Annotated in this window: 27 protein-coding genes; 19 read left to right on the top strand and 8 right to left on the bottom strand. The window is 69.0% G+C overall.

Annotated features, from left to right (window positions below; translation table 11 throughout):
- Positions 1 to 57: 57 nt before the first annotated feature.
- Entirely contained in the window at positions 58 to 759 is a 702-nt protein-coding gene (locus LC438_RS11880; protein WP_223586682.1) for a hypothetical protein, read from the bottom strand.
- A 49-nt stretch (positions 760 to 808) separates the two neighbouring features.
- On the opposite strand from LC438_RS11880, the gene LC438_RS11875 reads away from it, so the two are divergent.
- The 4 genes from LC438_RS11875 to LC438_RS11860 all read left to right on the top strand — a co-directional run bounded on the left by LC438_RS11875 (position 809) and on the right by LC438_RS11860 (position 6,314).
- Complete coding sequence (locus tag LC438_RS11875) at positions 809 to 1,282, top strand: MarR family winged helix-turn-helix transcriptional regulator (protein ID WP_223586681.1); 474 nt, start codon at positions 809 to 811, stop codon at positions 1,280 to 1,282.
- Positions 1,283 to 1,392: 110 nt separating this feature from the next.
- Positions 1,393 to 4,206: a preprotein translocase subunit SecA gene (secA, locus tag LC438_RS11870; RefSeq protein WP_105672611.1), complete on the top strand. Its 2,814-nt coding sequence runs from the start codon at positions 1,393 to 1,395 to the stop codon at positions 4,204 to 4,206.
- 181 nt (positions 4,207 to 4,387) lie between these two features.
- The gene (locus LC438_RS18780) at positions 4,388 to 5,053 is read left to right on the top strand and encodes a GntR family transcriptional regulator (protein ID WP_105672449.1); all 666 of its coding nucleotides are present in this window, start codon (positions 4,388 to 4,390) and stop codon (positions 5,051 to 5,053) included.
- A 34-nt stretch (positions 5,054 to 5,087) separates the two neighbouring features.
- Entirely contained in the window at positions 5,088 to 6,314 is a 1,227-nt protein-coding gene (locus LC438_RS11860) for a pyridoxal phosphate-dependent aminotransferase (RefSeq protein WP_105672448.1), read from the top strand.
- Here the strand turns inward: LC438_RS11860 and LC438_RS11855 are convergent.
- Together LC438_RS11855 and LC438_RS11850 are read right to left on the bottom strand one after the other, a co-directional pair.
- Entirely contained in the window at positions 6,238 to 7,473 is a 1,236-nt protein-coding gene (locus LC438_RS11855; RefSeq protein ID WP_105672447.1) for a P-loop NTPase, read from the bottom strand. The two genes, LC438_RS11860 and LC438_RS11855, sit on opposite strands and share 77 nt — an antisense overlap.
- Positions 7,470 to 8,090, bottom strand: coding sequence for an SAF domain-containing protein (locus LC438_RS11850; RefSeq protein ID WP_223586680.1), 621 nt, complete (start codon positions 8,088 to 8,090; stop codon positions 7,470 to 7,472). Before LC438_RS11850 ends, LC438_RS11855 begins: the two co-directional genes overlap by 4 nt.
- A 97-nt stretch (positions 8,091 to 8,187) precedes the next feature.
- Here LC438_RS11850 and LC438_RS11845 point away from each other — a divergent pair, with 97 nt between their 5' ends.
- On the top strand, positions 8,188 to 8,466 hold the full coding sequence (locus LC438_RS11845) for a helix-turn-helix domain-containing protein (protein WP_105672446.1): 279 nt from the start codon (positions 8,188 to 8,190) through the stop codon (positions 8,464 to 8,466).
- Here LC438_RS11845 and LC438_RS11840 read toward each other — a convergent pair.
- Positions 8,454 to 9,065 (bottom strand): hypothetical protein, encoded by a 612-nt coding sequence (locus tag LC438_RS11840; RefSeq protein ID WP_105672445.1) that lies wholly within the window; start codon positions 9,063 to 9,065, stop codon positions 8,454 to 8,456. The two genes, LC438_RS11845 and LC438_RS11840, sit on opposite strands and share 13 nt — an antisense overlap.
- 127 nt (positions 9,066 to 9,192) lie before the next feature.
- Between LC438_RS11840 and LC438_RS11835 the strand changes: the two genes are divergently transcribed.
- Together LC438_RS11835 and LC438_RS11830 are read left to right on the top strand one after the other, a co-directional pair.
- Positions 9,193 to 9,579 carry an Rv3235 family protein gene (locus LC438_RS11835; RefSeq protein WP_105672444.1) on the top strand — a complete coding sequence of 129 codons (387 nt, stop codon included), beginning with the start codon at positions 9,193 to 9,195 and terminating at the stop codon, positions 9,577 to 9,579.
- Between the two features lie 39 nt (positions 9,580 to 9,618).
- Entirely contained in the window at positions 9,619 to 11,103 is a 1,485-nt protein-coding gene (locus LC438_RS11830; protein ID WP_105672443.1) for a sensor histidine kinase, read from the top strand.
- Positions 11,104 to 11,163: 60 nt separating this feature from the next.
- On the opposite strand, the gene LC438_RS11825 is transcribed toward LC438_RS11830, so the two are convergent.
- Positions 11,164 to 11,412, bottom strand: coding sequence for a WhiB family transcriptional regulator (locus LC438_RS11825; protein ID WP_017203224.1), 249 nt, complete (start codon positions 11,410 to 11,412; stop codon positions 11,164 to 11,166).
- A gap of 233 nt (positions 11,413 to 11,645) precedes the next feature.
- Between LC438_RS11825 and LC438_RS11820 the strand changes: the two genes are divergently transcribed.
- Complete coding sequence (locus tag LC438_RS11820; RefSeq protein WP_223586679.1) at positions 11,646 to 12,032, top strand: hypothetical protein; 387 nt, start codon at positions 11,646 to 11,648, stop codon at positions 12,030 to 12,032.
- A 39-nt stretch (positions 12,033 to 12,071) separates the two neighbouring features.
- Here LC438_RS11820 and bcp read toward each other — a convergent pair whose 3' ends face one another.
- From bcp to aroA, 3 genes are all read right to left on the bottom strand, one after another.
- Positions 12,072 to 12,545, bottom strand: a complete 474-nt coding sequence (bcp, locus tag LC438_RS11815) for a thioredoxin-dependent thiol peroxidase (protein WP_223586678.1) — start codon at positions 12,543 to 12,545, stop codon at positions 12,072 to 12,074.
- 80 nt (positions 12,546 to 12,625) lie between these two features.
- A complete protein-coding gene (rsgA, locus tag LC438_RS11810) occupies positions 12,626 to 13,699 on the bottom strand; it encodes a ribosome small subunit-dependent GTPase A (protein WP_105672609.1) in 1,074 nt (357 codons plus the stop codon).
- A complete protein-coding gene (gene aroA, locus LC438_RS11805) occupies positions 13,696 to 15,021 on the bottom strand; it encodes a 3-phosphoshikimate 1-carboxyvinyltransferase (protein ID WP_105672440.1) in 1,326 nt (441 codons plus the stop codon). Before aroA ends, rsgA begins: the two co-directional genes overlap by 4 nt.
- A 72-nt stretch (positions 15,022 to 15,093) precedes the next feature.
- Between aroA and LC438_RS11800 the strand changes: the two genes are divergently transcribed.
- From LC438_RS11800 to LC438_RS11750, 11 genes are all read left to right on the top strand, one after another.
- Positions 15,094 to 15,756 carry a sigma-70 family RNA polymerase sigma factor gene (locus LC438_RS11800; RefSeq protein ID WP_341942498.1) on the top strand — a complete coding sequence of 221 codons (663 nt, stop codon included), beginning with the start codon at positions 15,094 to 15,096 and terminating at the stop codon, positions 15,754 to 15,756.
- A complete protein-coding gene (locus LC438_RS11795; protein WP_105672438.1) occupies positions 15,753 to 15,998 on the top strand; it encodes a zf-HC2 domain-containing protein in 246 nt (81 codons plus the stop codon). The genes LC438_RS11800 and LC438_RS11795 overlap by 4 nt, the downstream gene beginning before the upstream one ends.
- Before the next feature lie 74 nt (positions 15,999 to 16,072).
- Positions 16,073 to 17,377, top strand: coding sequence for a GNAT family N-acetyltransferase (locus tag LC438_RS11790; RefSeq protein WP_223586676.1), 1,305 nt, complete (start codon positions 16,073 to 16,075; stop codon positions 17,375 to 17,377).
- Positions 17,378 to 17,714: 337 nt separating this feature from the next.
- Positions 17,715 to 19,244 (top strand): ABC transporter substrate-binding protein, encoded by a 1,530-nt coding sequence (locus tag LC438_RS11785; RefSeq protein ID WP_223586675.1) that lies wholly within the window; start codon positions 17,715 to 17,717, stop codon positions 19,242 to 19,244.
- A gap of 39 nt (positions 19,245 to 19,283) precedes the next feature.
- Positions 19,284 to 20,282 (top strand): ABC transporter permease, encoded by a 999-nt coding sequence (locus LC438_RS11780; RefSeq protein WP_105672435.1) that lies wholly within the window; start codon positions 19,284 to 19,286, stop codon positions 20,280 to 20,282.
- Positions 20,275 to 21,270 carry an ABC transporter permease gene (locus tag LC438_RS11775; RefSeq protein ID WP_223586674.1) on the top strand — a complete coding sequence of 332 codons (996 nt, stop codon included), beginning with the start codon at positions 20,275 to 20,277 and terminating at the stop codon, positions 21,268 to 21,270. Before LC438_RS11780 ends, LC438_RS11775 begins: the two co-directional genes overlap by 8 nt.
- The gene (locus tag LC438_RS11770; protein WP_223586673.1) at positions 21,267 to 22,118 is read left to right on the top strand and encodes an ABC transporter ATP-binding protein; all 852 of its coding nucleotides are present in this window, start codon (positions 21,267 to 21,269) and stop codon (positions 22,116 to 22,118) included. Before LC438_RS11775 ends, LC438_RS11770 begins: the two co-directional genes overlap by 4 nt.
- A complete protein-coding gene (locus LC438_RS11765; RefSeq protein WP_105676499.1) occupies positions 22,115 to 22,960 on the top strand; it encodes an ABC transporter ATP-binding protein in 846 nt (281 codons plus the stop codon). Before LC438_RS11770 ends, LC438_RS11765 begins: the two co-directional genes overlap by 4 nt.
- Before the next feature lie 88 nt (positions 22,961 to 23,048).
- Positions 23,049 to 24,194: an ROK family transcriptional regulator gene (locus LC438_RS11760; RefSeq protein ID WP_105676500.1), complete on the top strand. Its 1,146-nt coding sequence runs from the start codon at positions 23,049 to 23,051 to the stop codon at positions 24,192 to 24,194.
- Positions 24,195 to 24,232: 38 nt separating this feature from the next.
- Positions 24,233 to 25,489: a 6-phospho-beta-glucosidase gene (locus tag LC438_RS11755; RefSeq protein WP_223586672.1), complete on the top strand. Its 1,257-nt coding sequence runs from the start codon at positions 24,233 to 24,235 to the stop codon at positions 25,487 to 25,489.
- The gene (locus LC438_RS11750) at positions 25,486 to 26,508 is read left to right on the top strand and encodes a BadF/BadG/BcrA/BcrD ATPase family protein (protein ID WP_223586671.1); all 1,023 of its coding nucleotides are present in this window, start codon (positions 25,486 to 25,488) and stop codon (positions 26,506 to 26,508) included. Before LC438_RS11755 ends, LC438_RS11750 begins: the two co-directional genes overlap by 4 nt.
- The last annotated feature ends 58 nt before the right edge of the window (positions 26,509 to 26,566 follow it).

Genomic DNA, 26,566 nt, shown 5'->3' with positions numbered 1-26,566 from the left:
GTGAAGCGGGCATACCGAGTATATGGATACCGGGTATGCAGGGGAACCCCCACGTCCTCAGGGCGTGCGGTTCCGTGGTGCGCGGTCCTTCGGGAGTCGGAGCGCGGCGATGATCAACCACACCATCGAGGGGAACCTCGCGATGGGCAGGAGCACGGCGAGTGCGGGCACGGCGACGGCGAGCGTGCCGAGGACGGCGATCCCCGCGAGGACGAGACCGGTGATCGCGAGCCAGCGGGGGAGCAGTCCTGCGAGCAGCCCCGGAACGGCGATGCCTGCCACGAGAAGACCAAGAGGGACGACGGCGCCTGGCCCGCCGGAGATGAACGCGAGGTCGTGGAGCGTGCGCACGAGCGCGTCGTCCGCGAGGGTCGCCGGTCGTGTGAGGCCCCAGGATGCGAACGCCGAGATCGTCATGGCTGCGGAGGAGAGGATGCCGCCGGCGAAGGCGATCGAGACCCCCGGCGCGCGGATGCCGAGACGGTTCAACCGTGTCGTCGAGACGGCGGCGTAGATGGCGAGGGGCAGGGCGGCGGCGAACTGCAGGAGGGCGGTGATGGTCGTGGCGGCGGTGTTCTGGCGGAAGTAGTCCAGGATCGCCCGATCCTCGCCGAACGGGGAGGGGTAGGTCGTGCCCGCGAGGAGCAGCGGGATCGTGAGGGACATCATGAACAGCGCCATGGTGACGATGGCGATCGGTGCGAGAGGCGGGCCGGGCTGGCGACGGCTGGATGCCGTCGATGGTTCAGTCGTAGTCATGAATCATTCATAGCACAGAATGATTACTGTGGGTGGATAAACTGTCGACATGCCCGCACCCTCCACCCCGCCATTCCGACGCATCGCGTTCCTGCTCTCCCAGGTGGGATCCGCCGTCGGCCAGCGATTCGCCGAGCGGGTGGCGCCGCTGGGCGTGCAGCCGAGCGATCTCGGCATCCTGCGCCTCATCGCGCAGTCGGACGGGCTCAGTCAGCAGGAGCTCGCCGGCCAGCTCGGCGTCGTTCCGAGCCGTGTGGTGGCGCTGATCGACTCCCTGCAGGAGAAGGGGCTCGTGCGGAGGGTGCGCAGCCAGTCCGATCGGCGGGTCCAGCGGCTCGAGCTGGACGCCCGAGGGCGAGAGGTGCTCGCCGAGATGCGCACGGTCGGTGCGGCGCACGAAGCGGCGACGATCGAGGTGCTGACGGAGCAGGAGCGCACGACGCTCGCGGAGCTCCTGGGCAAGCTCGCCGAGGCCCACGGGGTCGATCGCGACGTGCATCCGGGGTACCGCACGGGCCGCTGAGACGGCGTGCAGACGATCTGCAGGTCACAGACCGGTAACATGAGCACGTATGCCTGCTGTTCGCCGTGCGGCGAGCGGGCTGTTCACCCACTGACAGGGAGATGACATCCGTGGCCAATCCTCTTGAGAAGCTGCTGCGCGCCGGTGAAGGGCGGGTCATCCGTCGTCTGAACCAGGTCGTCAAGGCGGTGAATGCGCTGGAAGAGGACATCTCCAAGCTCACCGATGACGAGCTGCGCGACGAGACGACCGTGCTGCGCGAGCGGTACGCGGCAGGCGAGACACTCGACCAGCTCATGCCCGAGGCGTTCGCCGCTGTCCGCGAGGCGGCCAAGCGCACACTCGGCATGCGCGCGTACGACGTGCAGATCATGGGCGGCGCGGCCCTCCACCTCGGCAACATCGCCGAGATGAAGACCGGTGAGGGCAAGACCCTCGTCGCCACGTTCCCCGCCTACCTGAACGCGATCGCCGGCGAGGGCGTGCACGTCATCACGGTCAACGACTTCCTCGCCTCCTACCAGGCCGAGCTCATGGGCCGCGTGTACCGCGCGCTCGGGATGACGACGGGCATCATCGTCTCCGGGCAGACGCCCGCCGTTCGCCGTGAGCAGTACGCCGCCGACATCACCTACGGCACGAACAACGAGTTCGGCTTCGACTACCTGCGCGACAACATGGCGTGGCGCAAGGAAGACCTCGTGCAGCGCGAGCACTACTTCGCGATCGTCGACGAGGTCGACTCGATCCTCATCGACGAGGCGCGCACGCCGCTGATCATCTCCGGTCCGTCGTCGGGAGAGGCGAACCGCTGGTTCGCCGAGTTCGCGAAGATCGCCCGGACCCTCGAGGTCGGCGAGGACTACGAGGTCGACGAGAAGAAGCGCACCGTCGGCGTCCTGGAGCCCGGCATCGAGAAGGTCGAGGACTACCTCGGCATCGACAACCTGTACGAGTCCGCGAACACCCCGCTGATCTCGTTCCTGAACAACTCGATCAAGGCGCTCGCCCTGTTCAAGAAGGACACCGACTACGTCGTCATGAACGACGAGGTCATGATCGTCGACGAGCACACCGGCCGCATCCTGGTCGGACGCCGTTACAACGAGGGCATCCACCAGGCCATCGAGGCCAAGGAGGGCGTCCCCGTCAAGGCGGAGAACCAGACCCTCGCCACGGTGACGCTGCAGAACTACTTCCGCCTCTACGACAAGCTCGCAGGCATGACCGGTACCGCCGAGACCGAGGCGGCGGAGTTCATGTCCACCTACAAGCTCGGCGTCATCCCGATCCCGACCAACAGGCCGATGATCCGCAAGGACCAGGCCGATCTCGTCTACAAGAACGAGACCGCGAAGTTCGCGCAGGTCGTCGAGGACATCGCCGAGCGCCATGCCAGCGGTCAGCCGGTGCTGGTCGGCACGGTGAGCGTCGAGAAGAGCGAGTACCTCTCCCGCCTGCTCGCCAAGAAGGGCGTCAAGCACGAGGTCCTCAACGCGAAGAACCACGCTCGCGAGGCCGAGATCGTCGCCCGCGCCGGTCGTCTGGGCGCCGTCACCGTCGCCACGAACATGGCCGGTCGCGGTACCGACATCATGCTCGGCGGCAACGCGGAGTTCCTCGCCGTGCAGGAGCTCAAGTCCAAGGGGCTCGACCCGGTCGAGACCCCCGAGGAGTACGAGGTCGCCTGGGACGAGGCGTACGCCGCGACCAAGTCCGTCGTCGCCGAGGAGGCCGAGAAGGTCATCGAGGCCGGCGGGCTCTACGTCCTCGGCACCGAGCGTCACGAGTCGCGACGGATCGACAACCAGCTCCGAGGCCGCTCGGGTCGTCAGGGCGACCCCGGTGAGAGCCGCTTCTACCTGAGCCTCACCGACGACCTCATGCGCCTGTTCCAGTCGGGGGCGGCGGAGGCGATCCTCAACCGCACCAACTTCCCCGACGACGTGCCGATCGAGTCCGGCCTGGTGTCGCGTGCGATCCGCAGCGCGCAGTCGCAGGTCGAGGCGCGCAACGCCGAGATGCGCAAGAACGTCCTCAAGTACGACGACGTGCTCAACCGTCAGCGCGAGGCGATCTACGCCGACCGCCGCCACATCCTGCAGGGCGATGACATCGCCGACCGCGTGCAGCACTTCATCGAGGACGCGATCACCGGAGTCGTGAACGACCACACCGGCGAGGGCCACAACGAGAGCTGGGACTTCGACGCGCTCTGGACCGAGCTGAAGACGCTCTACCCGGTGGGCGTGACGATCGACGAGGTCGTCGCCGAAGCCCAGGGCCGCAAGGGCGGCATCTCCGCAGACGGCCTCACCCGTGAGCTGCTGTCCGACGCGACGATCGCCTACGAGAAGCGGGAGGAATCCCTCGGCGAGGCGGCGACCCGCGAGCTCGAGCGCCGCGTCGTGCTGCAGGTGCTCGACCGCCGCTGGCGCGACCACCTCTACGAGATGGACTACCTCAAGGACGGCATCGGCCTCAGGGCGATGGCGCAGCGCGACCCGCTGATCGAGTATCAGCGCGAGGGCTACGCGATGTTCCAGTCCATGATGGGGCAGATCAAGGAGGAGTCGGTCGGCTACCTCTACAACCTCGAGGTCGAGGTCCGTCGCGCGGGAGACGCCGAGACCGCAGAGGTCGAGGCCAAGGGTCTCTCCGAGGGCGGCGGCGAGCAGCGACTCGAGTACTCCGCGGCGAACGACGCCGGCGAGGTCGAGGTGCGCAACGATCGAGGGCAGGTCCAGCAGGCTGCGACCGAGCGTCTCCGCCAGGCCGCGGCCGCACGCGCAGCGGCGGAGCAGCCCGAGGCGGAGGCCGAGGCCCCGCGCGGCGCCTTCGGCCAGAAGACGGATGCCGCCGCCCCGGCGCCGGCCGCGGGCAACCGCGAGCAGCGCAGGGCGCAGGGCAAGAAGAAGAAGTAGCCCACGAAGACGAAGGGGTCGATCCGCACGGATCGGCCCCTTCGTCGTGGGAGGGCGCGGGGGATCCGCGCTGGGGCCGCTGCGAGGCTCGACGAGGGCATCGTCAGAGCCGGCGACGTCGAGTGGAGGACCCGCGCACCGCTGATCGGGTCTCGGCGGAACCCGGTGGAAGAATGACGGGGTGAGCACTGCAGAAGAGCGGGTCCTCGAATCGACCAGAGTCGCGGACTGGATCCGCGGAGCCATCCTCGACGGCGTGCGCGAACCGGGAAGCAGGCTCATCGAGCGCGACCTCGCTGCGGAGTTCGGCGTGAGCCGCGTTCCTGTCCGCGATGCTCTGAAGGTGCTCGAGGGGGAGGGGCTCGTCATCCTGCGGCCCCGTACCTGGGCGGTGGTTCGCGAGTTCACCTCCGCCGACATGACGGATCTCGACGAGGTGCGTGCGGTGCTCGAACCGCTGGCCTTCCGTCTCGCCGCGGAGCGCCATCGCCGAGACGGACTCGAGGAGCTGCGGAGGGCGCTCGAGGCGGAGAAGAGCAGCGCCGTCATCGAGGATCGGGTCACGTCGCGGCGCGCCGCCGCGGACTTCCACGAGGTCGTCACCGCGCTGGCCGAGAACCGCCTGCTGCAGGACCTGATGCGGAGCATGCGCAGCAGGCTGCGCTGGGGACTCTCCCAGCACGACGACCTCGTGCACGTCACCGACGAGCACGAGGCTCTGTTCCAGGCGATCAGTGCCCGGGACGGCGAGCGGGCGAGCGCACTGGCTCTCGCTCACATCGACACCAGCCGACGCGAGCGAGAGGCGCATGAGGCCGCGCTGCGCAGCGCGGCCTCGCGAGCGTGACGAGGAGGTCTCGAAGCGGCGCTAGGCTTGGGCGATGACACCATCGCGCCACTTCGACCAGTCGTCGAAGCTCAAGAACGTCCTGTACGAGATCCGCGGAAACGCCCTCGTCGAGGCGGCGCGGCTCGAGGCGGAGGGCCATCGGGTCCTCAAGCTCAACACGGGCAACCCCGCGATCTTCGGGTTCGAGGCTCCGCACCAGATCGTCCGCGACATGCTCGCCGCGCTTCCCACCGCCCACGGCTACAGCGACAGCAAGGGCATCGTCTCCGCCCGTCGTGCGGTCGTCAGCCGTTACGAGGAGATCGAGGGCTTCCCGCGTTTCGATCCGGATGACGTCTACCTCGGCAACGGGGTCTCCGAACTCATCACCATGACCATGCAGGCTCTCCTCGACGAGGGCGACGAGGTGCTGATCCCGGCCCCGGACTACCCGCTGTGGACCGCGATGACCAGCCTGGCCGGCGGCACCCCGGTGCACTATCTGTGCGACGAGGACGACGAGTGGCAGCCGTCGCTCGAGGACATCCGCTCGAAGATCACGCCGCAGACCAAGGCGCTGGTCATCATCAATCCGAACAACCCGACCGGCGTCGTGTACTCGAAGGAGATCCTCGAGGGAATGGTGCAGATCGCGCGCGAGCACGAACTGCTGCTGCTGTCGGACGAGATCTACGACCGCATCCTGTTCGACGACGCCGTGCACATCCCCACGGCCACGCTCGCGCCGGATCTTCTCTGCCTCACCTTCAACGGGCTGTCCAAGACGTACCGCGTGGCCGGCTATCGCTCGGGGTGGATGGTGATCACCGGACCGAAGTCGCATGCCAAGGGGTTCATCGAGGGCATCACCCTCCTCGCCTCCACGCGGCTGTGCCCCAACGTCCCCTCGCAGTACGCGGTGCAGGCGGCGCTCTCCGGAGTGCAGTCGATCGACGCGCTGATCGCGCCGACCGGGCGCCTGCACGAGCAGCGCGACGTCGCGTGGGAGGGGCTGGAGTCGATCCCCGGGGTCTCCTGCGTGAAGCCTCAGGGTGCCCTCTACGCCTTCCCTCGACTCGATCCGAACGTGCACGAGATCCGCGACGACGCCAAGCTCATCTACGATCTGCTGGTCTCGGAGCACATCCTGCTCGTGCAGGGGACGGGCTTCAACTGGCCGACGCCCGATCACCTCAGGGTGGTCACGCTTCCCGAGCCGCGCGTGCTCGCCGAAGCGGTCGAGCGGCTGGGGAACTTCCTCTCGAGCTATCGGCAGTAGTCGCCGCTGACGGGGAGAGCGACGTCGCGAGGCGGCGGACAGCGGCGACGAGCGTCGAACGGGGGACGACGTCGGCGACGGGCCCCGCGTGGAGCAGCGCGGCGTCGGTGGAGCGCCGATCGAACGGCAGGAACGAGACGTCGGTGATACCGGCGAAGCGATCGAGCGTGCGCCGGATCTGTCCGCGAGCATCGATGCCCAGAGGGCCGGGGCGCACCTGGTTGACGACGACCGTGACGGGCGTGGGCGACGTGAGTCGACGCAGCTCGGCATGCTCTCGCAGGAAGCGGCTGATTCCGAGCGGGTCGGCCGCGGCGACGGCGACGATCGCATCGGCCTCCTGGAGCGCGGCCATGGTGGCGGCGTGGCGACGCGGCCCGACGAGGTCGTAGGTCGCCTCCTCATCGGCGTCGAAGGCGGCGGCCACGTCGACGATCGTCTCGTCGGCCCAACCGCGGCATGCCTGCAGCGCCGCTCGAAGGCGCGCAGCGGAGAGCTCCGGCCATCGGCTGGGGCGGTTGATGCCGGACAGGACGTCGATCTCCCCGCCGCTCGTCTCGACGATGCTGCACAGTCTGGTCAGCTCGGCGCCGTCGAGGGCTCCGAGCTCCGCACGGCGACATGCGGCGGCGATGCCGGGAGCATCGTCGCCGAGCCCGAGCAGGAGTGCGATCGACGGCGCGACGGTGTCGGCGTCGATGAGGGCGGTGCGGCGCCCCGTGCGCGAGATCTCGACGGCGAGCTGCACCGCCAGGGTCGAGCGACCGGGCGCCCCGGCAGGACCCCAGATCGTGATGACTCGACGCGGACGTTCTGCGGGGCGCGGAACGACCTCCGGAGCATCGGCGGCGAGTGCTTCGGCGATCTCCCAGCCGGCGGAGGCCGCCGGGAGCGCGGGTGGCAGACCGTAACGGGAGAGAACACGATCGTCGCCGTCTCCCACGGGGATGATGCGCACTCCGGCCCGGTCGCATGCGGCGATGAGAGCAGGACTGAGCACCGCCCGCGTGCCGGGAGCGATCACGGCGATGACGCCATCGGGCAGGGGCAGGATCGCCCCCGGCTCGGTCACCGCGGCGACACGCACGCCCTCGAGCTCGAGCTCGGCCGCGAGGATGCTCGCCCTGGGCTCGGCGATCGCGACGACGACCGTGCTCACGGCGTCGCTCCGATGGGTACGACGGACAACGCCGCGCCGCCCGTGATCGCGGCGAGGACGTCGGCCACGTCGGCGCGATCGATGACGACCTCCACCATCGCCGTGTCTGAGGCCAGCATCCCCTCCGCCTCGACGACCGTGCCGATGACGACGTCGGAGACGAGGATGCGCGGGACGTCGAAACCCCGGCCGTCAGGCAGCGGAGGCGCCTGCCAGAGGTCGACGGGGGTTCCGGTCGAGACGTCTTCGGGGATGCCGGTGCCGCTCTCGACCACGATCGTCGTGCGTCGGCTGCTCTCGGCCGTGGCGATCGCGGTGGCGGGGACGAGCTCTCCCTCGGCGAGTGTCCGTGCCGCCACCTCGCCGGCCTTCAGGTCCTGTGGTGCGAGGTAGTCATCGGTGAGGGCTCCCAGACTCACGTCCACCGCCCGGAAGTCCGCGGAGGACAGCGCCTCGCCCTCGACGATGGTGCGATGGGCCTGGAGCACCGGTGTCGTGCGCCCGGATGAGGACACGATCGCCCAGACCCCCGCGATGGAGATCACGACGAGCGCTATGCCGATCAGGAAACGCACGTCGCCCCAGAAGGCGCGGCGGGATCGTGTCAGGGATGTCATGGCCATATGGTCACAGAATCCGGACGAGAGCCTCGAAAGTTCTCCACAGGTCGATGTCGAGGGGAGGTTCCTCCTCGGTCCGGTGGAGAATGGACGCATGGTCGACTCCGATGCTCCCGCGCCGCGCTTCCTGGCGCCCGCCCAGGTGGCGGAGCTGTTGAGCATCGAGGTCGATGAGGTGGTCGCGCTGATCTACGCGGGGAGACTGCGGGGGTCGCAGCTGGGCTCGCCCGCGCGCTGGCGCGTCGAGGAGCCGAGCCTCGCCGAGTATCTCGCCGAGCAGTCGGAGGAGGCCAGGCGCATGGCCCTGTGGCGTCAGTCGAACGAAGCGAGCTTCCCTGAGGTCTGGGGGACGTCGTCCGCTCAGGGCAGCTGATCACCTGAGAGGTCCACGGCGGAGAGCGCCGTGAAGGGCACGATGCGGAATCCGTGCACGGCGCTCGCTCGTCTGGCGGCCCCGCGATCATGCACGGCGAGATCGAGATGGTCTGAGCCGGCTCGATCCACGGTGCCGTGCAGCCGCTCGCCGTCGATCGTCGTGAGGTGCACGGGCACACGACGACGGGCGAGATCGCGGAGGATGAAGCCCAGGGTCATCCGCTCTCGCATCGATCGCTCCTGCGCGGCCGAGTCGTCGAGGCTTCCGAGCAGCGAACCGTGGTCCGTGGCGAGCCCGCGGATCGCATGCAGGGGAACGATCCGCACCGTCGCTGCTGCAGACGCGCCGTCGGCGGCCGTGACGGTCGCCGCGGTCCAATCCGCTCCCAGCGAGCGCAGCAGCAGACCGCATCGGCCGATGCCGGGGAGGTCCAGGGTCACCGCGGTCCCTTCCGCGCACAGCAGCCGCAGCCGGCTGCGCAGATCGAGGCGGGAGATCCGCAGCCGTTCCGACTCCGCATCGAGCGTCGCCCGCTCCGCCTCCCACTCCGCGGCGAGCTGGCCTTCGAGGTCGTCGAACAGTCTGTCCCAGTGCATCTGACCGAGACTAAAGGACCCGTCAGAAGTGCGTACGAGTTATCCACATTCATCATGAGGCATGAGCTGCAGGCCACGGCCCCCGTGCTCTACTTGCCGCAGTCTTTCCCCGATCGAGAGCACGACGATGACGCTTCACGAGTACTTCGCACCGCAGCCGACGCCCCGCGCCGAGCTGCCGGACCCCGTTCCGCTGCTGCGCAGTCTCACCCAGGGCGTCCTCGAGGTCCTCGCCGGGGTCAGAGAGGTCGATCAGCTCGCCCGCTGGTTCAGCGAAGACGCATTCCGGAGCCTGGTGGCCAGGGCGAACCTGTCGGCAAGGGCGCGCAGCGCGAGGGGGGTTTCGCCTGCGCGCCCGACCTTCGACATCCGATCGATCCGTACCGCCGAGCCGGTCGACGGCGTCGTGGAGGCCGTCGTGGTCGTGGCGGGCCCAGGGCGGACACGCGCCGTGGCCATCCGCCTCGACGGGGTGGATCGCCGCTGGCGAGCCACCTCCCTCGCTGTGCTCTGACCTGCCGGGTACGAGGCGCGGCCCCAGTAGGCTTGGGGGGTGTCAACCCTCAGTGATCTCGCCCAAGCGCAGGGCCGCCTGACCGACAACGACGTCGAATGGCTTCACCGCCTCGCCGGCGACGGTCAGCTCCTCGCGGACCTCGCCTCCGCCGACATCGTCGTGTGGATCCAGACGGAGGACGGCTCCTTCATGGCCGTCGCGCACGCACGTCCGAGCGGCGCGGCCACCCTGTTCTACCGTGACATCGTCGGCGAGCGGGTACGACCGCAGTGGCGCACCCAGGTGCAGGGCGCGTTCGAGTCGGGGGAGATCGTCGACTCCTCTTCTCCCGACTGGTTCGAGGAGACGCCGACCCGCGTCCGCGCGGTGCCGATCCTGAACGACCGCCGGGGTGCGGAGCGTTCGACATCCGTCATCGGCGTCGTGACCAGGCACACCAACCTCGGAGAGGCGCGCACCCCCTCGCGTCAGCAGATCACGTTCGACGAATGCGCGAACGATCTGTTCCGCATGATCGCCGACGGGAGCTTCCCCGACCTCGCCGCGCCCACGTCGCCGCGCCGCGGAGCGCCGCGTGCGTCCGACGGGCTCATCAGGATCGACGTCGACGGCATCACGACGTTCGCGAGCCCCAACGCGCTGTCGGCCTTCAATCGCATGGGCTTCGACGACGAGCTCGAGGGCGAGTCGCTCGCGGAGGTCACGACGCGCCTGGTCCCGCCTTCGCGTCAGGTCGACGAATCGCTGCCGGTGGTCGTCACCGGCCGAGCGCCGTGGCGCACCGACATCGAGGCGCGCGGCGTCACCGTGTCGTTGCGGGCGATCCCGCTCAAGGACCACGGCACCCGCATCGGCGCCATCGTGCTGTGCCGCGACGTCTCCGAGCTGCGCCACCAGGAGCAGGAGCTCATCACCAAGGATGCGACGATCCGCGAGATCCATCACCGGGTGAAGAACAACCTGCAGACCGTCGCCTCTCTGCTGCGCATCCAGGCGCGTCGCACCCATTCGGACGAGGCGAGGGACGCGCTGACCCAGGCCATGCGCCGCGTCGACTCGATCGCCGTCGTGCACGACACGCTCGCCCAGGGGCTCACCCAGAAGGTCGATTTCGATGAGGTCTTCCATCGGGTGCTGAAGCTCGTCGCCGAGGTCGCCTCGGCGCCGAACACGCGCGCCCGCACCCAGTCGACAGGCCGGTTCGGAGTGCTGCCGAGTGAGTACGCCACTCCGCTCGCGCTCGCGCTGACCGAGGTCGTCACGAACGCGGTCGAGCACGGTCTCGCCGGGCAGGAGGGCATCGTGACGATCGACGCCAGCCGCACGGAGGAGAACCTGCGGGTGACCGTCCGAGACACGGGACACGGGCTTCCGGAGGGGCGGATCGGTCAGGGCCTCGGCACGCAGATCATCCGCACACTCATCCAGGGCGAGCTCGGCGGCACCATCGAGTGGCGCGGCAGCGAGGGGGAGGGGACCGAAGTGGTCATCGACATCCCGCTGCGCTGGCTGACGAAGTAGTCCGCGACACGACGAAGCGGCCCGAGATCCAGGGGATCTCGGGCCGCTTCGTCGTCGGTCTCAGGACGCGCGGCGGGCGCGGGCGGCGCGGCGCTTGAGGGCGCGGCGCTCGTCTTCGGAGAGGCCTCCCCAGACGCCCGAGTCCTGGCTGGTCTCGAGGGCGTACTGCAGGCAGATCTCGGTGACGGTGCAGGTGGCGCAGACGGTCTTCGCCTTCTCGATCTGGTCCACGGCCGGTCCGGTGTTCCCCACGGGGAAGAAAAGCTCGGGGTCGACAGTCAGGCAGGCGGCTTTGTCGCGCCAGTCCATGGGGGCTCCTCGGTGTGGATTTCAAGAGATGTCGCAGTGCGACGTCTCGGATTCGGGCGGCCATTCGGGGATCGGCTACCCTGTTCAGATGCGGGCGGATGCTCGCTGTTTGTGATGCGGGCAGGAAGCCCGCCCCACGCCGCTGTGGGAGCACATGACTTTGTCTATTCTGTTACATGAAACCTTCGAAATCAAGGGTTTTCCTCCTTCTCATTCGATTCCCAGGAGACATCGTGCGTGCACCAGGACTCGCTCTCGCCGCGGCTGCGGTTCTCGCCGTCGAGGGGCTCGCGCTCGTCGTGTTCGCCCTGATCGAGCTGGTCGGTCTCGGCGCGGGGGACGCGGCATCCCTCCCCACCGCGCTCGCCCTCATCGTCCTCACGCTGATCGGCGCAGTGGCCCTCATCGCGTTCGCCTTCGGCGCGCGGGCGGGGCGCTCCTGGGCGCGCTCGGGAGGAGTCGTGTTCCAGGTGCTCGCCATCGCCCTCGCGGTGGCGTCGCTCACCGTGCAGCCGATCTCGTGGACCTTCGTCGCCGGGGTGGGGCTGCCCGGACTCATCGGCTTCGCACTGCTCATCGCCAGCGCGCGCGCCGAGGGCGGGCGTCCTCAGGAGGACTGACGCCGCGCCCGTGGGGCCGGGGCGCCCGTCGGCATCCGATCAGGCGTCGATGCCGAGGAGCTTGCGCAGCCGGGCGACGTGCCCTGTGGCCTTGACGTTGTAGAGCGCGAGTGTGATCGTGCCGTTCTCGTCGAGTACGAAGGTCGAGCGGATGACGCCCTCGATGACCTTTCCGTAGTTCATCTTCTCGCCCCACACGCCGTAGGCGGTGTGGACGGCGTGGTCGGGGTCGCTCAGGAGCGTGAAGGTGAGTCCATCGCGCTCACGGAACTCCGCGAGCTTCTCCGGGGTGTCGCGGGAGATGCCGACGACGCGGTATCCGGCGCACTGGAGGGAGGAGATGCTGTCGCGGAAGTCGCACGCCTGGGTCGTGCAGCCGGGGGTCATCGCGGCAGGGTAGAAGTAGAGCACGGTCTTCTCTCCACGGAGGTCCGCGAGACGCACGGCCTCGCCGTCCTGGTCGAGGAGGGAGAAGTCAGGGGCAGCGGTTCCGGGTTCCAGTCGCACAGTCACCCGATCAGCCTACCCGCCGTCGCGTCGGCCAACCGGGTGGGCGACGGCATGACGCGTCCACGCGGTGGACGCGAACGGCGTCACCGTCCCGGTGTCTGCTCTGCCTTGTCGGCGAACGTCTGCAGCAGGCGCTGCAGCGAGTCCAGGCGAGCTCGGCCGGTCTCTCCCAGCTCTCCGCGGTCCGCCGCCTCGATGAGGGCGCAGTCCGGCGCATCGGCCAGGTGCGTGCATCCACGAGGGCAGTTCTCGGCGATCAGCGCGAGCTCGGTGAAGGCCGCGAGGATGTTCGCGGGCTCGACGTGCCCGAGGCCGAACGACCGCACGCCGGGGGTGTCGATGACCCACCCGCTGCCCTCGGGAGTCCGATAGCGCAGCGACACGGTCGACGAGGAGGTGTGCCGTCCACGACCGGTCACCTGGTTCACATGACCGGTGGCGCGGCCCGCGGTCGGCACGAGAGCGTTGACGAGCGTCGACTTGCCCACGCCCGAGTGGCCGACGAACACGGTGGAGTGTCCGATGAGCGCCGCGCCGATCTCCTCGACGGGCATGGTCTCCTGGGCGCTCGTGAACACGCGCAGGTCGTCGAGGCCGTCGAAGTGCGAGAGGAACTCCGTGGGGTCGGCGAGGTCGGTCTTGGTCACGACGAGCAGAGGCCGGATGCCGGCATCCAGGGCGGCGACGAGATATCTGTCCACCAGCCGCGCGCGCGGCTCCGGATCGGCGGCGGCGACCACGACGAGCATCTGGTCGGCGTTGGCGACGATCACCCGTTCGACCTGATCGGTGTCGTCCGCGCTGCGCCGCAGCAGCGAGGTGCGCTCGACGATGCCGACCATCCTGGCGAGGGTCCCCTCGTCTCCGGAGGTGTCGCCGACGACGCGTGCCCGGTCGCCCGTGACGATGGGGGTGCGCCGCAGCTCACGCGCCCTGGTGGCGGTGATCGCTCGCTCCTCCGGAGTGTCCTCGCCCATCAGCACCGAATAGCGGCCGCGGTCGACGCCGAGCACCCGTCCGATCTGCGCGTCGTCGTGCGCCGGCCGGCGCTTGGTCCGCGGACGGTTGCCCTTGGGGTTGGGACGCGTGCGGATGCTGCTCTCGTCGTAGTCCTCGAAGTCGTCCTCGAGGTCGTCGTCGTCGGAGAGCCAGCTCACGCGGAGTCGCCCCGCAGCATCCGCTCCCACAGCACGGTGAACTCGGGGAGCGTCTTGGCCGTCGTGCCGATGTCGTCGATCTCGACTCCGGGCACCCGGAGTCCGATGAGCGCTCCGGTCGTCGCCATGCGGTGGTCGTGATGCGCGGCCCAGACGCCGCCGTGCAGGGCGCTCGGGATGATGCGCAGCCCGTCGGGCAGTTCTTCGGCCTGACCGCCGAGAGCACGGACGTTCCCGATCAGGGCGGCGATCCGATCGGTCTCGTGAAGGCGGATGTGACCGATGCCGCGGATCGTCGTGGGGGAGTCCGCGAATGCGGCGAGTCCGACGAGAGTCGGGGTGAGCTCGCTCGCCGCCGACAGGTCGAGATCGAGGCCGCGGATGCCGGAGCCCGCGCGCACCGTCAGCGTGCCGCTGTGCCGGCCGACGTGGGCGCCCATCGCCTGGAGGATCTCGGGCAGCAGGTGGCCCGGCTGCGTCGAGTGCACCGGCCAGCCGGTGACGGAGACGGATCCGCCCGTGACGAGGGCGGCGGCGAGAAAGGGCGCGGCGTTGGAGAGATCAGGCTCGATCGCGATCTCCTTGGCGCGGGGCACCCCGGCCTCCACGAGCCATTCGCCGGTGGCCGGTCGCTCGATGCGGATGCCGCGGCGGCTCAGCGCCTCGATCGTCATGTCGATGTGCGGAAGGCTCGGCAGGTGCGTGCCGGTGTGGACCAGGTGCAGGCCGACGTCGAAACGGGGGGCGGCGAGCAGGAGGCCCGAGACGAACTGGCTCGACGCGGAGGCGTCGATCTCGACCCGGCCGCCGCGGATGCGCCCGTGGCCGCGGATCGTGAAGGGCAGCGCCCAGGTGCCCTCGTCGTCGATGTCGACGCCGAGATCGCGCAGTGCGCTGATGAGTCCGCCCATGGGGCGGTGCAGAGCCGTCTCGTGGGCCGTGAGGTGCACGTCGTGCTGGGCGAGGCCGGCGAGCGGGGCGATGAAGCGCATCACGGTGCCGGCCTGGCCGCAGTCGATGGTGGAGCCGCCGGTGAGCTTCGCGGGGGTCACGACGAGGTCGGGGCCGAACTCGCCGCCCGTGTCCTCCTCTTCGATGCCGACGCCCAGTGCGCGCAGCGCCTCGACCATGCGGCGGGAGTCGTCGGAGTGCAGAGGGGCGATCAGACGCCCTGGACCGTCGGCGATCGCGGCGATGATCAGCTCGCGGTTCGTCAGCGACTTCGAGCCGGGAATGGTCACCGTCGCGTGCACGGAGCCGTCGATGGCGGGCGCGGCGTAAGAGCCCTGGACGAGGGGAGGGGAATACCTGTTGGCGCTCATCGGTTCCCACTTTAGTGAACACCGATGTGCGCCCGACCGAACGGGAGCCGCATTCGGGGAGAAGGAGAGAGGATGCTCGCAACGCTTGAGCGCGAGTTCGTCGACCTCAGCGGCCTAGACTGGCCCGTGATGGATGACACCGCAACCGCAGACACGGTCAGCGACCCTCGCCGCGAGTTCGAGGAGCAGGCGATCCCCTTCATGGATCAGCTGTACGCCGCCGCCATGCGCATGACCCGCAACCCCGCCGACGCCGCCGACCTGGTGCAGGAGACCTTCGTGAAGGCGTACGGCTCGTGGGCGACCTTCTCGCAGGGCACGAACCTCAAGGCGTGGCTCTACCGCATCCTCACGAACACGTACATCAACATCTACCGCAAGAAGCAGCGCGAGCCGTTCCAGGGCACGATCGACGAGCTCGAGGACTGGCAGTTGGGCGGCGCGGAGTCGACCACGGCTTCGCACAGCCGGTCGGCGGAGGCCGAGGCGATCGACCGCATGCCGGCATCCGTCGTCAAGGACGCGCTGCAGGCGGTGCCGGAGGACTTCAGGCTGGCCGTCTACCTCGCCGACGTCGAGGGATTCGCCTACCAGGAGATCGCCGACATCATGAAGACCCCCATCGGCACCGTGATGAGCCGTCTGCATCGTGGCAGGCGGATGCTGCGGGAGCTGTTGGCCGACTACGCCGCAGAGCGGGGCATCGCCGCGGCTGACACGAGGAGCAGGAAATGAGCGACTGCGGCTGCGACAAGGCCCGTCAGGATCTGGAGGAGTACCTCCGCAACGAGGTGTGCAAGACCGAGCACACCGAGATCCGCGAGCATCTCGAGAACTGCCCGTCGTGCCGCGATGAGGCTCTGGTCGCGACCACGCTCACCGAGGTCGTGGCCCGCGCCTGCAAGGAGACCGCTCCGGAGGAGCTGCGCGATCAGGTGTTCGCGCGTCTCCGCGAGGTGCAGGCGAGCGCGCACTGATCTGATCGAAGCCGTGGCGACATCTGACCGCTTCGGCCGATCCCCGCGTCGGAACCCCCGGCTACGGTAGAGGCATGACCACCCTCGATGCCCGAGACGTCCCTACTGAACCGATCTCCGCAGAACGACTCGCCGCCGCAGGGCTCGAGTACCGTCTCGTCGACTTCGCAGATGAGAGCGTCGCGAAGACCTATCAGCGCGCCGTGTCCCGCGGCTTCCTGGGCGGAGAGCCCACGGCCGAGGCGCTCGCGTACGGGAAGACCCCGTTCGAGACGCGGCGCAACACGGCGGTGTTCGACCCCGCCTCGCCGACGGCGGAGTTCCCCGTCGCGACCGTGAACTCCTGGGTCGCCCCGCTCACCGTGCCGGGCGGCTCCGAGATCGACATGTGGTCGATCAGCGTCGTCACGGTGGCCGCGACACACCGACGTCGTGGCATCGCCAGAGCGCTGCTCGAGGGGGAGCTCCGCGCCGCGGCGTCCGCGGGGGCGCCGATGGCCGGTCTCACCGTCTCCGAGGCGACGATCTACGGGCGCTATGGATTCGGCTCGGCCATCCCGATGTCGCGCTTCGAGGTCGACACGCGCCGTGCCGGCTGGGCGGGGCCGTCTCCCGCAGGGCGCATCCAGTACCGCGAACGCGAGGAGCTCGCCGACGATCTCGGCGTCGTGCACGACCGCGTGCGGCGCACCCGTCCCGGCCAGGTCTCGGGCTGGCGCACGCGCTGGGAGGGCTTCGCAGGCGTGTCGCCGTCCGATTCCGAGCGCGACAAGGTCCGCGGCGTCCGCTACCTCGATGAGAGTGGCGCGGTCCGCGGCGTCCTCGTCTACACGCTCGGCGAGAAGGGCGGCACCTTCCGCTTCGGACTGCACGTGAGGATGCTCGTCGCCGAGACCCCGGATGCGACGGCTGCGCTCTGGCGGTTCGCCCTGCAGCACGACCTGGTCGACGAGGTCACCGCGGAACTGCGTCCCCTCGATGATCCTCTTCCCTGGCTGGTCGCGGACCCGCGCGGTGTCGTGCAGACGGTCCACGACCACGGCTGGCTGAGGATCCTCGACGTCGCCGCAGCGCTGTCGGCGCGGCGCTTCTCCGCGCCGCTCGACGTCGTGCTGCGCATCGAGGACGCGCTGGGATTCGCGTCGGGAGACTGGCGTCTTCGTGTCGCCGAGTCGGGAGTCGCGACCGTCGAGCCTGCGTCCGCCGCCGAGGTCGACGCGACGATAGACGTCGCCGTGCTGTCCACGCTGTACGCCGGGGGAGTGCGCGTCTCGACGCTCCACGGGGCCGGGCTGATCGCGGCCGATGCCGACGTCGCAGAGCGTCTGGATCGGGCCTTCGCCTCGTTCCCCGTGCCTGCGCTCGACATCTGGTACTGACCTCGCACGAGTGGTCCGCTCGTCGTCGATCCCTGTGATCGAGGGCGTGGCGGTCGCTCGCGGTCATCAATCGGAAAGAATCTTCACAAAATAATTGGAAAGGTCTTTACCGGAAAGGACCTTTACTATAACCTCGCTTCGAGGGCGGATCCCCCTTCCGCTCTGCTCGACAAGCCAAAGAAGCCCTTGAGACGAGGTTCCCATGCACGACAACCGCTGGAGGAAAGCACTTCCTCTTGTCGCCGGCGCCGCCGCACTCGCCATCACCCTGGGCGGGTGCGCGCCGGCTGGATCTACCTCAGCCGGTGACCGCCCGCTGCGGATGTGGTCCGGATCGATGACGCCGATCACCAACAACTTCAACCCGTTCGCCGTCGACACCGCCACGCACATGACCTACGGTGCGATCTACGAGCCGCTGTTCTTCTTCAACCAGCTCTCGGCGGACGCACCCGTCGGATTGATCGGCGACTCATACGAGTTCAACGAGGACGGCACCGTCCTCACCATCAAGATCAAGCCCGACCTCAAGTGGTCGGACGACAAGGACCTCACGTCCGAGGACGTCGCCTTCAGCCTGGGATACGCCTCCAACCTCGATCCCGACATGGTGTCGGCCGAGGCTCCGGACGCCACGACCGTCGTCGTGACGTACTCGACGCCCAAGTTCACCGCGACCTCCATGATCCTCGGCTCGACGTGGATCATCCCGAAGCACATCTGGTCGGACATCACCGACTACATGACAGAGACCAACACGGACCCGGTCGGCTCAGGGCCGTACACGCTCAAGTCGTTCACCGACGCCGCCTACACCCTCGAGGCGAATCCGCTCTTCCGCGAGGGCGCGCCCGACGTCAAGGAGGTGCAGGACATCGGCATCGACTCGAACCAGTCGGCCGAGGACCTGCTCAAGACCGGCAAGCTCGACTGGGTCGGCCAGTTCATCGCGAACCCCGACGGCGTCACGTCGAACGGGCGGATCAGCACCATGAACCAGCAGCAGGACCCGACGGTGATCACCACCTGCTCCGACGTGTCTCTCGGCTGCGAGGGCGCCCAGACCGACCCCGCAGTGCGGCAGGCGCTGAACCTCGCCATCGACCGCAGCGCCATCACCTCGAAGGCCTTCGCGGGACTCGCCGGTGAGGCGTCCCCGAGCTTCGCGCTGCTTCCGCGCGACGAGAAGTGGCTCGGCGACCCCGAGCTCGCGACCAGCCCGCAGAAGCCCGACGCCGCATCGGCGGCGGAGATCCTCGAAGCGGCCGGCTACACGAAGGACAGCGACGGCTTCTACGGCAAGGACGGCACGCCGATCGAGCTCGACCTGTTCTCGCCGGACGGCTGGACCGACTACAACGACGCCGCGAAGCTGATCAGCTCTCAGGCCGCGAAGGCCGGAATCCGCGTGACCGCCCGCACCGTCTCGGAGACCGAGTACTGGAGCCAGGTCGCGAACGGCCAGTTCCAGCTCGCGCTGTACGGCCTCACCCAGTCGCTCGTCGCCGATCCCTTCTCGAACTACGACCAGTACTTCGCCACTCCCGCCACGGCCAAGGTCGGCGAGACGCCGACGAAGGGGCAGAACTACGCCCGCTACAGCAATGCGACGGTCGACGCCGCGGTGCTCCAGGCCGGAAGCACGCTCGACGAGGCGACGAAGCAGCAGGCCTACGCGACGATCCAGACCGAGATCGCGAAGGATCTGCCCTACATCCCCGTGGTGCTGAACGCCTCGCAGTCGTTCTTCAACACGGCGGACTTCACGGGCTGGCCGACCGAGAGCGACATGTTCGCGGCGCCGCTGCCGTACCTGTCCACGGCATCCGCGGTCATCCTGACGCACCTGCGTCCGGTCAAGAAGTAAGGCCGGTTCCATGGTTCGATCCTGCGAGAGGAGGACGGCGTGAAGTTCTGGATCCGCCGCATCGTGTTCTACGTCGTGACGCTCTGGGCAGCCGTCTCCCTCAACTTCCTGTTGCCCCGGATGCTTCCGGGCGACCCTGTCGCGATCATGCTGGGCAAGCTCCGCCGTGGCGGACGTCAGCTGTCGCAGGAGACGGTCGACGCCGTCACCGCTCTCCTCGGCGGTGACAAGGGATCGAGCCTGTGGGACCAGTACATCGCCTACTGGGGCCGGATGCTGCACGGAGACCTCGGGGTCTCCCTGACCAAGTATCCGGTCCCGGTGAGCGACCTCATCGCCGCGGCGCTGCCGTGGACGGTGACGCTCGTCGGAGCGGCCACCGTCATCTCCTTCGTGCTCGGCATCATCGGGGGCGCATGGGTGGGATGGTTCCGCGGCACCTGGGTCGACCAGCTCGTGCCGATCACGACCTTCCTGCAGTCGATCCCGTACTTCTGGCTCGCACTCGTGCTCGTCGCCGTGTTCTCGGTGCAGCTGGGGATACTGCCGATCATCGGCGCCTACGACGTCTTCGAGTACCCCGGAGGCCCCGAATGGAGCCTGCCGTTCTTCGGGAGCGTCTTCGTGCATGCGCTGCTCCCCGCCGCGACGATCGTCATCTCCTCGGTCGGCGGCTGGCTGCTCGGCATGCGCAACATGATGGTGCAGACCATGGCGGAGGACTACGTGCTCACGGCGGAGGCGAAGGGACTGCGTCCCTCCCGCATCCGCGGCGCCTACGCGGCCCGCAACGCATCGATCCCCAGCCTCGCGGGCTTCGGGATCGCGCTGGGCTTCGTCGTCGCCGGCTCCATCGTGACCGAGCAGGTATTCAGCTATCCGGGCATCGGCAAGCTGATGATCCAGTCGGTGCAGAGCCTCGACTACGCCCTCATGCAGGGAGTGTTCCTCGTGATCACCCTCACGGTGCTGGCGGCGAACTTCCTCATCGACCTTCTGTACGGCTTCATCGACCCGAGGGTGCGTCGCAATGGCTGATCTGATCGAGGCGCCCGTCGCCGACTCCACGCATGCCGTCGCGGTCTCCCGGGCGGACCGCCCGCGCCGCGTCTTCCCCAAGCTCTCGGGCAAGCTGCTCTCGGGCATCGTCATCATCGTCGCGATCGTCCTGTTCGGCCTGCTCGGGCCGCTCTTCACGGGAGACCCGAGGAACGCCGACTTCGATCCGCTGCTCCCGCCCAGCCTGGAGCATCCGTTCGGCACGACGAAGCTCGGCTACGACGTGCTCGCGCAGGTCGCCACGGGTACGCAGGGGTCGCTGTTCGTCGGCGTCGTCGCCGGCGTCGTGTCGCTCGTGCTCGCCCTCGTCTTCGGTGTGCTCGCCGGCTACTTCGGCGGCGTCCTCGACGAGACGCTGATGCTGCTGACGAACATCATGCTCGTGATCCCCGGTCTGCCGCTCGTGATGGTCATCGCGGCCTACGTGCAGCACACTGAGGGCCTCGGGGCGCTCGCGCGCAGCTCGCTGCTCGTGGCCCTCGTGCTCGGGGTCACCGGGTGGGCAGGATCCGCCGTGGTGCTTCGGGGCACCGCACGCTCGCTGCGGACGCGCGACTACGTCGCCGCCGCCGTGGTCGCCGGGGAGCGGCCGATGCGCGTGATCTTCGTCGAGATCCTTCCCAACCTCGTGCCGCTGCTGGCGGCCCAGCTCATCTTCGGCGTCATCTTCGCAGTGCTGGGGGAGGCGGGTCTTTCCTATCTCGGTCTGGGGCCGACGGGATCGATCACGCTGGGGACCGTGCTCAACGACGCCCAGACGGGCCAGGCCGTCGGCAGCGGTGCGTGGTGGTGGTTCGTGCCGCCGGGCGCGATCATCGCCCTGATCGGCACCGGACTGTCGTTGATCAACTTCGCGATCGACGAGATCGTGAACCCGAAGCTGCGCCTGGCTCCGGCCGCTGCGCGGCGTCAGCGCCGCGCACGCCGTTCCGGTCGCGGCATCGGCGGAGAGGGAGCTGTCGCATGAGTGTTCCGGTGCTGTCGGCGCGCAACGTGTCGATCGAGTACGAGGTGGATCCGCCGGTGCGGGCGGTACGGGATGTGTCGCTCACGCTGAACCGGGGGGAGATCCTGGGGCTCGCGGGGGAGTCGGGGTGCGGCAAGACCACTCTCGCGTACGGACTGAACCGGCTGCTGAAGGCTCCGGCGCTGATGACGAGCGGCGAGATCGTGTTCCACGACCGCGACGGTCGGGACATCGACATCGTGGCGCTCGACGGCGAGGGCCTCAGGGCGTTCCGGTGGGACAAGATCTCGATGGTGTTCCAGGGCGCGATGAACTCCCTGAACCCGGTGATCGACGTGCGGGCGCAGATCTTCGACATCTTCGATACGCATCGCCCGGGGATGGCGCGGCGGGACAAGCAGGCGCGCGCGGAGGAGCTGCTCACCCTGGTGGGTGTGGATCCGGCGCGTCTGACCTCCTTCCCTCACGAGCTGAGCGGCGGCATGCGGCAGCGCATGATGATCGCGATGGCTCTGGCGCTGGACCCGCAGGTGATGATCATGGACGAGCCGACGACGGCGCTGGACGTGGTCGTGCAGCGGGGCATCATCCGGGAGATCATGCGGCTGCGCGAGCGGCTGGGGTTCGCGGTGATCTTCATCACGCACGACCTGCCGATGCTGATCGAGATCAGCGATCGGATCGCGGTGATGCTGCAGGGGCAGATCGTGGAGGAGGGGACCGCGGAGGACATCTACCGGTCTCCGCAGCACGAGTACACGAAGCGGCTGCTGTCGAGCTTCCCGTCGCTGACGGGTGAGCGCGGGGACTTCGTGCGCACAGGCGCGAGCCAGGAGGGTGTCCGATGAGCGCGGAAGCGGTGGCGTCGCTGGAGGCGCGGAATCTCAGCAAGGACTTCCATCTGCGATCGGGGTTCCGCTCGACCGTCCTCCATGCGGTGAAGGACGTGTCGTTCACCGTCGAGGCCGGGCGGACCGTCGCTCTGGTGGGGGAGTCCGGATCGGGGAAGTCCACGATCGCGCGGATGCTGATGAAGCTGGAGACGCCGACGTCGGGGAGCATCCTGATCGACGGGGTCGAGACGCCCACCAGGGGACGAGCTCTGGCCGCGTACCGGTCGGACGTGCAGATGGTGTTCCAAGATCCGTTCGCGTCGTTGAACCCGTTCCACACGATCGGTCACCACCTGGAGCGGCCGATCCGGCTGCACCACCCCGGTCTGTCGTCGGCGCAGGTGCGGGAGCGTGTGCTCGGGCTGCTGGATCGCGTGCGCCTGTCGCCCGCCGCGGACTACGTGGACCGGCGTCCGCACGAGCTGTCGGGCGGGCAGCGGCAGCGCGTCGCGATCGCCCGCGCCCTCGCCCCCGGCGCCCGGTTCATCGTCGCGGATGAGCCGGTGAGCATGCTGGACGTGTCGATCCGGCTCGGAGTCCTCAATCTGCTCGCGGATCTGCAGCGGGAGGAGAACCTCGGCGTGCTGTACATCACGCACGACCTCGCGACGGCCCGCCACTTCAGCGACGAGATCATGGTGCTCTACAAGGGGGATGTCGTGGAACGCGGTCCCGCGGACGACGTGATCCTGCACCCTCAGCACGAGTACACCCGCACCCTCCTCGCCGCCGCCCCCGAACCCGACAACCTCGGTCGGCTCCGCGACGAGGTACGCGCCGAGCTCGGCATCCACTGACACCGTTCGCACGGCCTGCCACCCCGCACGAGCGGGGAGGTGGATCCGGCGACCCGAACGACCATCCCGATCAGCGAAAGGAGCATCCATGTCACAGATCGACCCGGGCACCTCGTCCTGGTTGCGCACCAGGAACGACCGCGAAGCCCTTCGTCTGTTCCTCGAGCACGGCGCGCTCACGCGCACGCGCCTCGGAGAGCTCTCGGGGATGTCGAAGCCGACGGCGACGCAGATGATCGCCCGTCTGGAGCGCGCCGACCTCGTCGCCCCGGTCGGTGAGGTCGCCGGCAGCAGAGGTCCGAGCGCCGTGAGCTGGGGCGTCCGCAACGATCGGATCAACGGAGTCGCCGTCAACATGCTCGACGACGGCATCCAGGCCGTTCTCGTCGATGCTCTCGGCACACCGCATCCGATCATCGAGCTGCCGGTCCACGACGTGGAGCGGTCGCCGGAGAGCGATGTCGGCCGGGCCATCGAGGCGGCGTGCGCGGCATCCGGTGCCGAACGGAGCACGGTCGAGGCCGTGACCGTCGGACTGCAGGCCGCCGTCAGCAGCGGCTCCGACACGCTGTCCCTGACCGACACGCTCCCCGGCTGGCCGTCGGAGGGTTCCCGAGAACGGATCGAATCGAGCCTCGGTGTGTCGGCGACCCTGGAGAACGACGTCAATCTCGCCACCATGGCCGAGCGGGCCTTCGGGGTCGCTCAGGATGCCGGCAGCTTCGCTCTCCTCTGGATCGGCGTCGGACTCGGCATCGGGGTCGACCTCGGCGGCTCCATCCATCGGGGCGCTCATGGCGGAGCCGGTGAGATCGGCTACCTGACCGTGGCCGGCAGACCGGGGGAGCCGGGTGCCGTGACCACCGCCCTGCTCGGCTCCGCGTACGTCATGAACCTCGCCGGAGCGCCGTCGACGGCACGCTATCCGCAGGGCGTCGCCGCGATCGCAGGGGACGAGCGCGCGCTGCGGGAGATCGCCGGGCGCATAGCCGTGACCATCGAGCCCGTGCTCGCTGTGCTCGATCCGCAGCTCGTCGTGCTCGGCGGTCCGACCTCGCTCGCGGGCGGGGATCGCCTCGCCGAGCTCGTCGGCGAGATCGTCCTCAGCGAGGAGCGGCCGACTCCCTCCGTCCGACTCAGCACGACCGGCGACAGCGCCGTTCTCGCCGGAGCCCGGCGTCTGCTCGTGGAGCAGATCCGCGGCCGGCTCGAAGACCGAATCCCCACACAGTGACCCGCACGGGCGCACAGAAGAAAGCACAAGGAGAGCAGATGAAACTCGCCATCGTCGGCGGTGGATCGACTTACACCCCGGAGCTGATCGACGGCTTCATCCGACTTCAGAGGGAACTTCCCATCGAGGAGCTCGTGCTCGTCGACACCGACCGCACGAGGCTCGAGCTCGTCGGAGGCATGTCACGTCGCATGCTGCTCCGAGGAGGGCACCCTGCCCGCCTCACGACGACGGACGACCTCGTCGCCGGCGTCTCCGACGCGGATGCCGTGCTGATCCAGCTGCGCGTCGGGGGCCAGGATGCCCGTGAGCAGGACGAGTCCTGGCCGCACGACGTGGACTGCATCGGCCAGGAGACGACAGGCCCCGGGGGACTTGCGAAGGCGCTGCGCACGGTTCCGGTCGTGCTGCGGATCGCCGAGGTCGTCCGCACGCACGCGAAGCCCGACGCCTGGATCGTCGACTTCACGAACCCGGTGGGCATCGTCACCCGTGCGCTGCTCCAGGCGGGGCACCGCGCCGTCGGTCTGTGCAACGTCGCCATCGGCTTCCAGCGCCGTTTCGCCTCGGAGGCCGGGGTCGCCCCCGACCGTGTCGCGCTCGCGCACGTCGGTCTGAACCACCTCACCTGGGAGCGCGGAGTGTTCGTCGACGGCGTCGACATGCTGCCGAATGCGCTCGAGACGCGTCTGGGCGAGCTCGCAGAGGACGTCGAGCTCGCACCCGCGCTGCTCTCGCAGCTCGGCGTCATCCCCTCGTACTACCTGCGCTACTACTACGCGCACGACGAGGTGCTGCACGAACAGCTGCACGCATCCACCAGGGCGCAGGAGGTGCGCGCGATCGAGCAGGAGCTGCTGGGCATCTACGCCGACGACGCCATCGACACCAAGCCCGAGATCCTGGAGAAGCGCGGCGGCGCGTTCTACTCGGAGGCGGCGATCGAGCTGCTCATCGCGATCCGCGGTGGCACCGAGCTGCCCAGGGTCGTCAACCTCCGGAACGACGGCGTGCTGCCCTTCCTCCCCGACGACCATGTGATCGAGGTGCCGGCCAGGCACATCGACGGACGGTTCGTCGCCGAGCCGGTCGCCCCGCTTCCCGACGACATCAGCGGACTGATCAGCGCCGTCGCCGGGTACGAGCGCCTCGCCCTCGACGCCGCGGTCCACGGGGGCCGCGATCGAGTGCTCCGCGCGATGCGCGCGCACCCGCTGGTCCTGCAGCACGACAGAGCGGAGAAGCTCACCGATCTGCTGCTGGCGGCGAACTCCCGGTTCCTGGAGTGGGCGTGACCGCGGCATCCGATCTGGTCCTCGCCGTCGACGGAGGAGGCTCCAAGACGGATGTCGTGCTGCTCGACGTGACCGGCGCCGTGATCGCCTGGGAGCGCGGCCACGGCTCGAGTCCGCAGCTCGAAGGCCTCCACGAGTCCGTGAGGATCATCGACGAGCTCGTCGTGAAGGCTCTCGGCGATCGAGATCCGCGGCGGCTCGTCCACGTCGGCCTGTACCTCTCCGGCCTCGACCTGACCGATGAGATCGAGGCCTTCCGGTCGGCGATCGCTCCGCTGCCCTGGGCGGCGGGCTCGGTCGTCGCCGAGAACGACCTGCACGCCCTGCTGAGGGCGGGCACCGATTCGGGCGACGCGGTGGCGGTGATCTGCGGGACGGGCATGAACGCGATCGGCGTGCGAGCGGACGGCGCCGCGGTGCGGTTCCCCGCGCTGGGCCCGCTGTCCGGCGACTGGGGCGGCGGGAGCGAGCTGGGCGACGCCGTGGTGTGGCATGCGGCACGCGCCGAAGACGGACGGGGGCCCGCGACCGCGCTGCTTCCGCTGCTGCTCGACGCGATCGATGCGCCGAGCGTGAGCGCGCTGATCGAGGACGTCCACCTCGGCCGCCGGGCCGACGAGGGCTTCGCCCGACTGGCGCCGCTCATCTTCCAGGCCGCTCACGCCGGCGACGCCGTGGCCCGCTCCGTCGTGCAGCGTCAGGCGGAGGAGGTCGTCGCGTACGTGGCCGCATGCATCGACCGGCTCGGACTCCTCGATGCCGACGTCCCCGTCGTCTTCGGCGGAGGCGTCGCGAGAGCGCGCGACCCGCTCCTGCTGGCGGGCATCACCGAGGGGCTCGCCGCGCGGGTCCCGTTCGCGAGACTGTCGATCGTCGACGCCCCGCCTGTGCTCGGAGCCGCCCTGCTCGTGCTCGGCGACGCGGGAGCGGATGCCGCAGCACTCGCGCGGGCGAGCGCGGGGCTCAGCACGGACGAGCGCTTCGCCCAGCGGATGCCGGCCACGGCATCCCTCCGCTGAATCAGGAGAGATACGCGAAAGGGCGCCCCGACTGACGTCGGGGCGCCCTTTTCACGTG

The sequence above is a fragment of the Microbacterium sp. OVT16B genome, assembly GCF_019969705.1.
GTDB lineage: Bacteria > Actinomycetota > Actinomycetes > Actinomycetales > Microbacteriaceae > Microbacterium > Microbacterium natoriense.
Note: the sequence above shows the minus strand (reverse complement) of the source record. Positions and strands in the feature narration are given on the sequence as shown.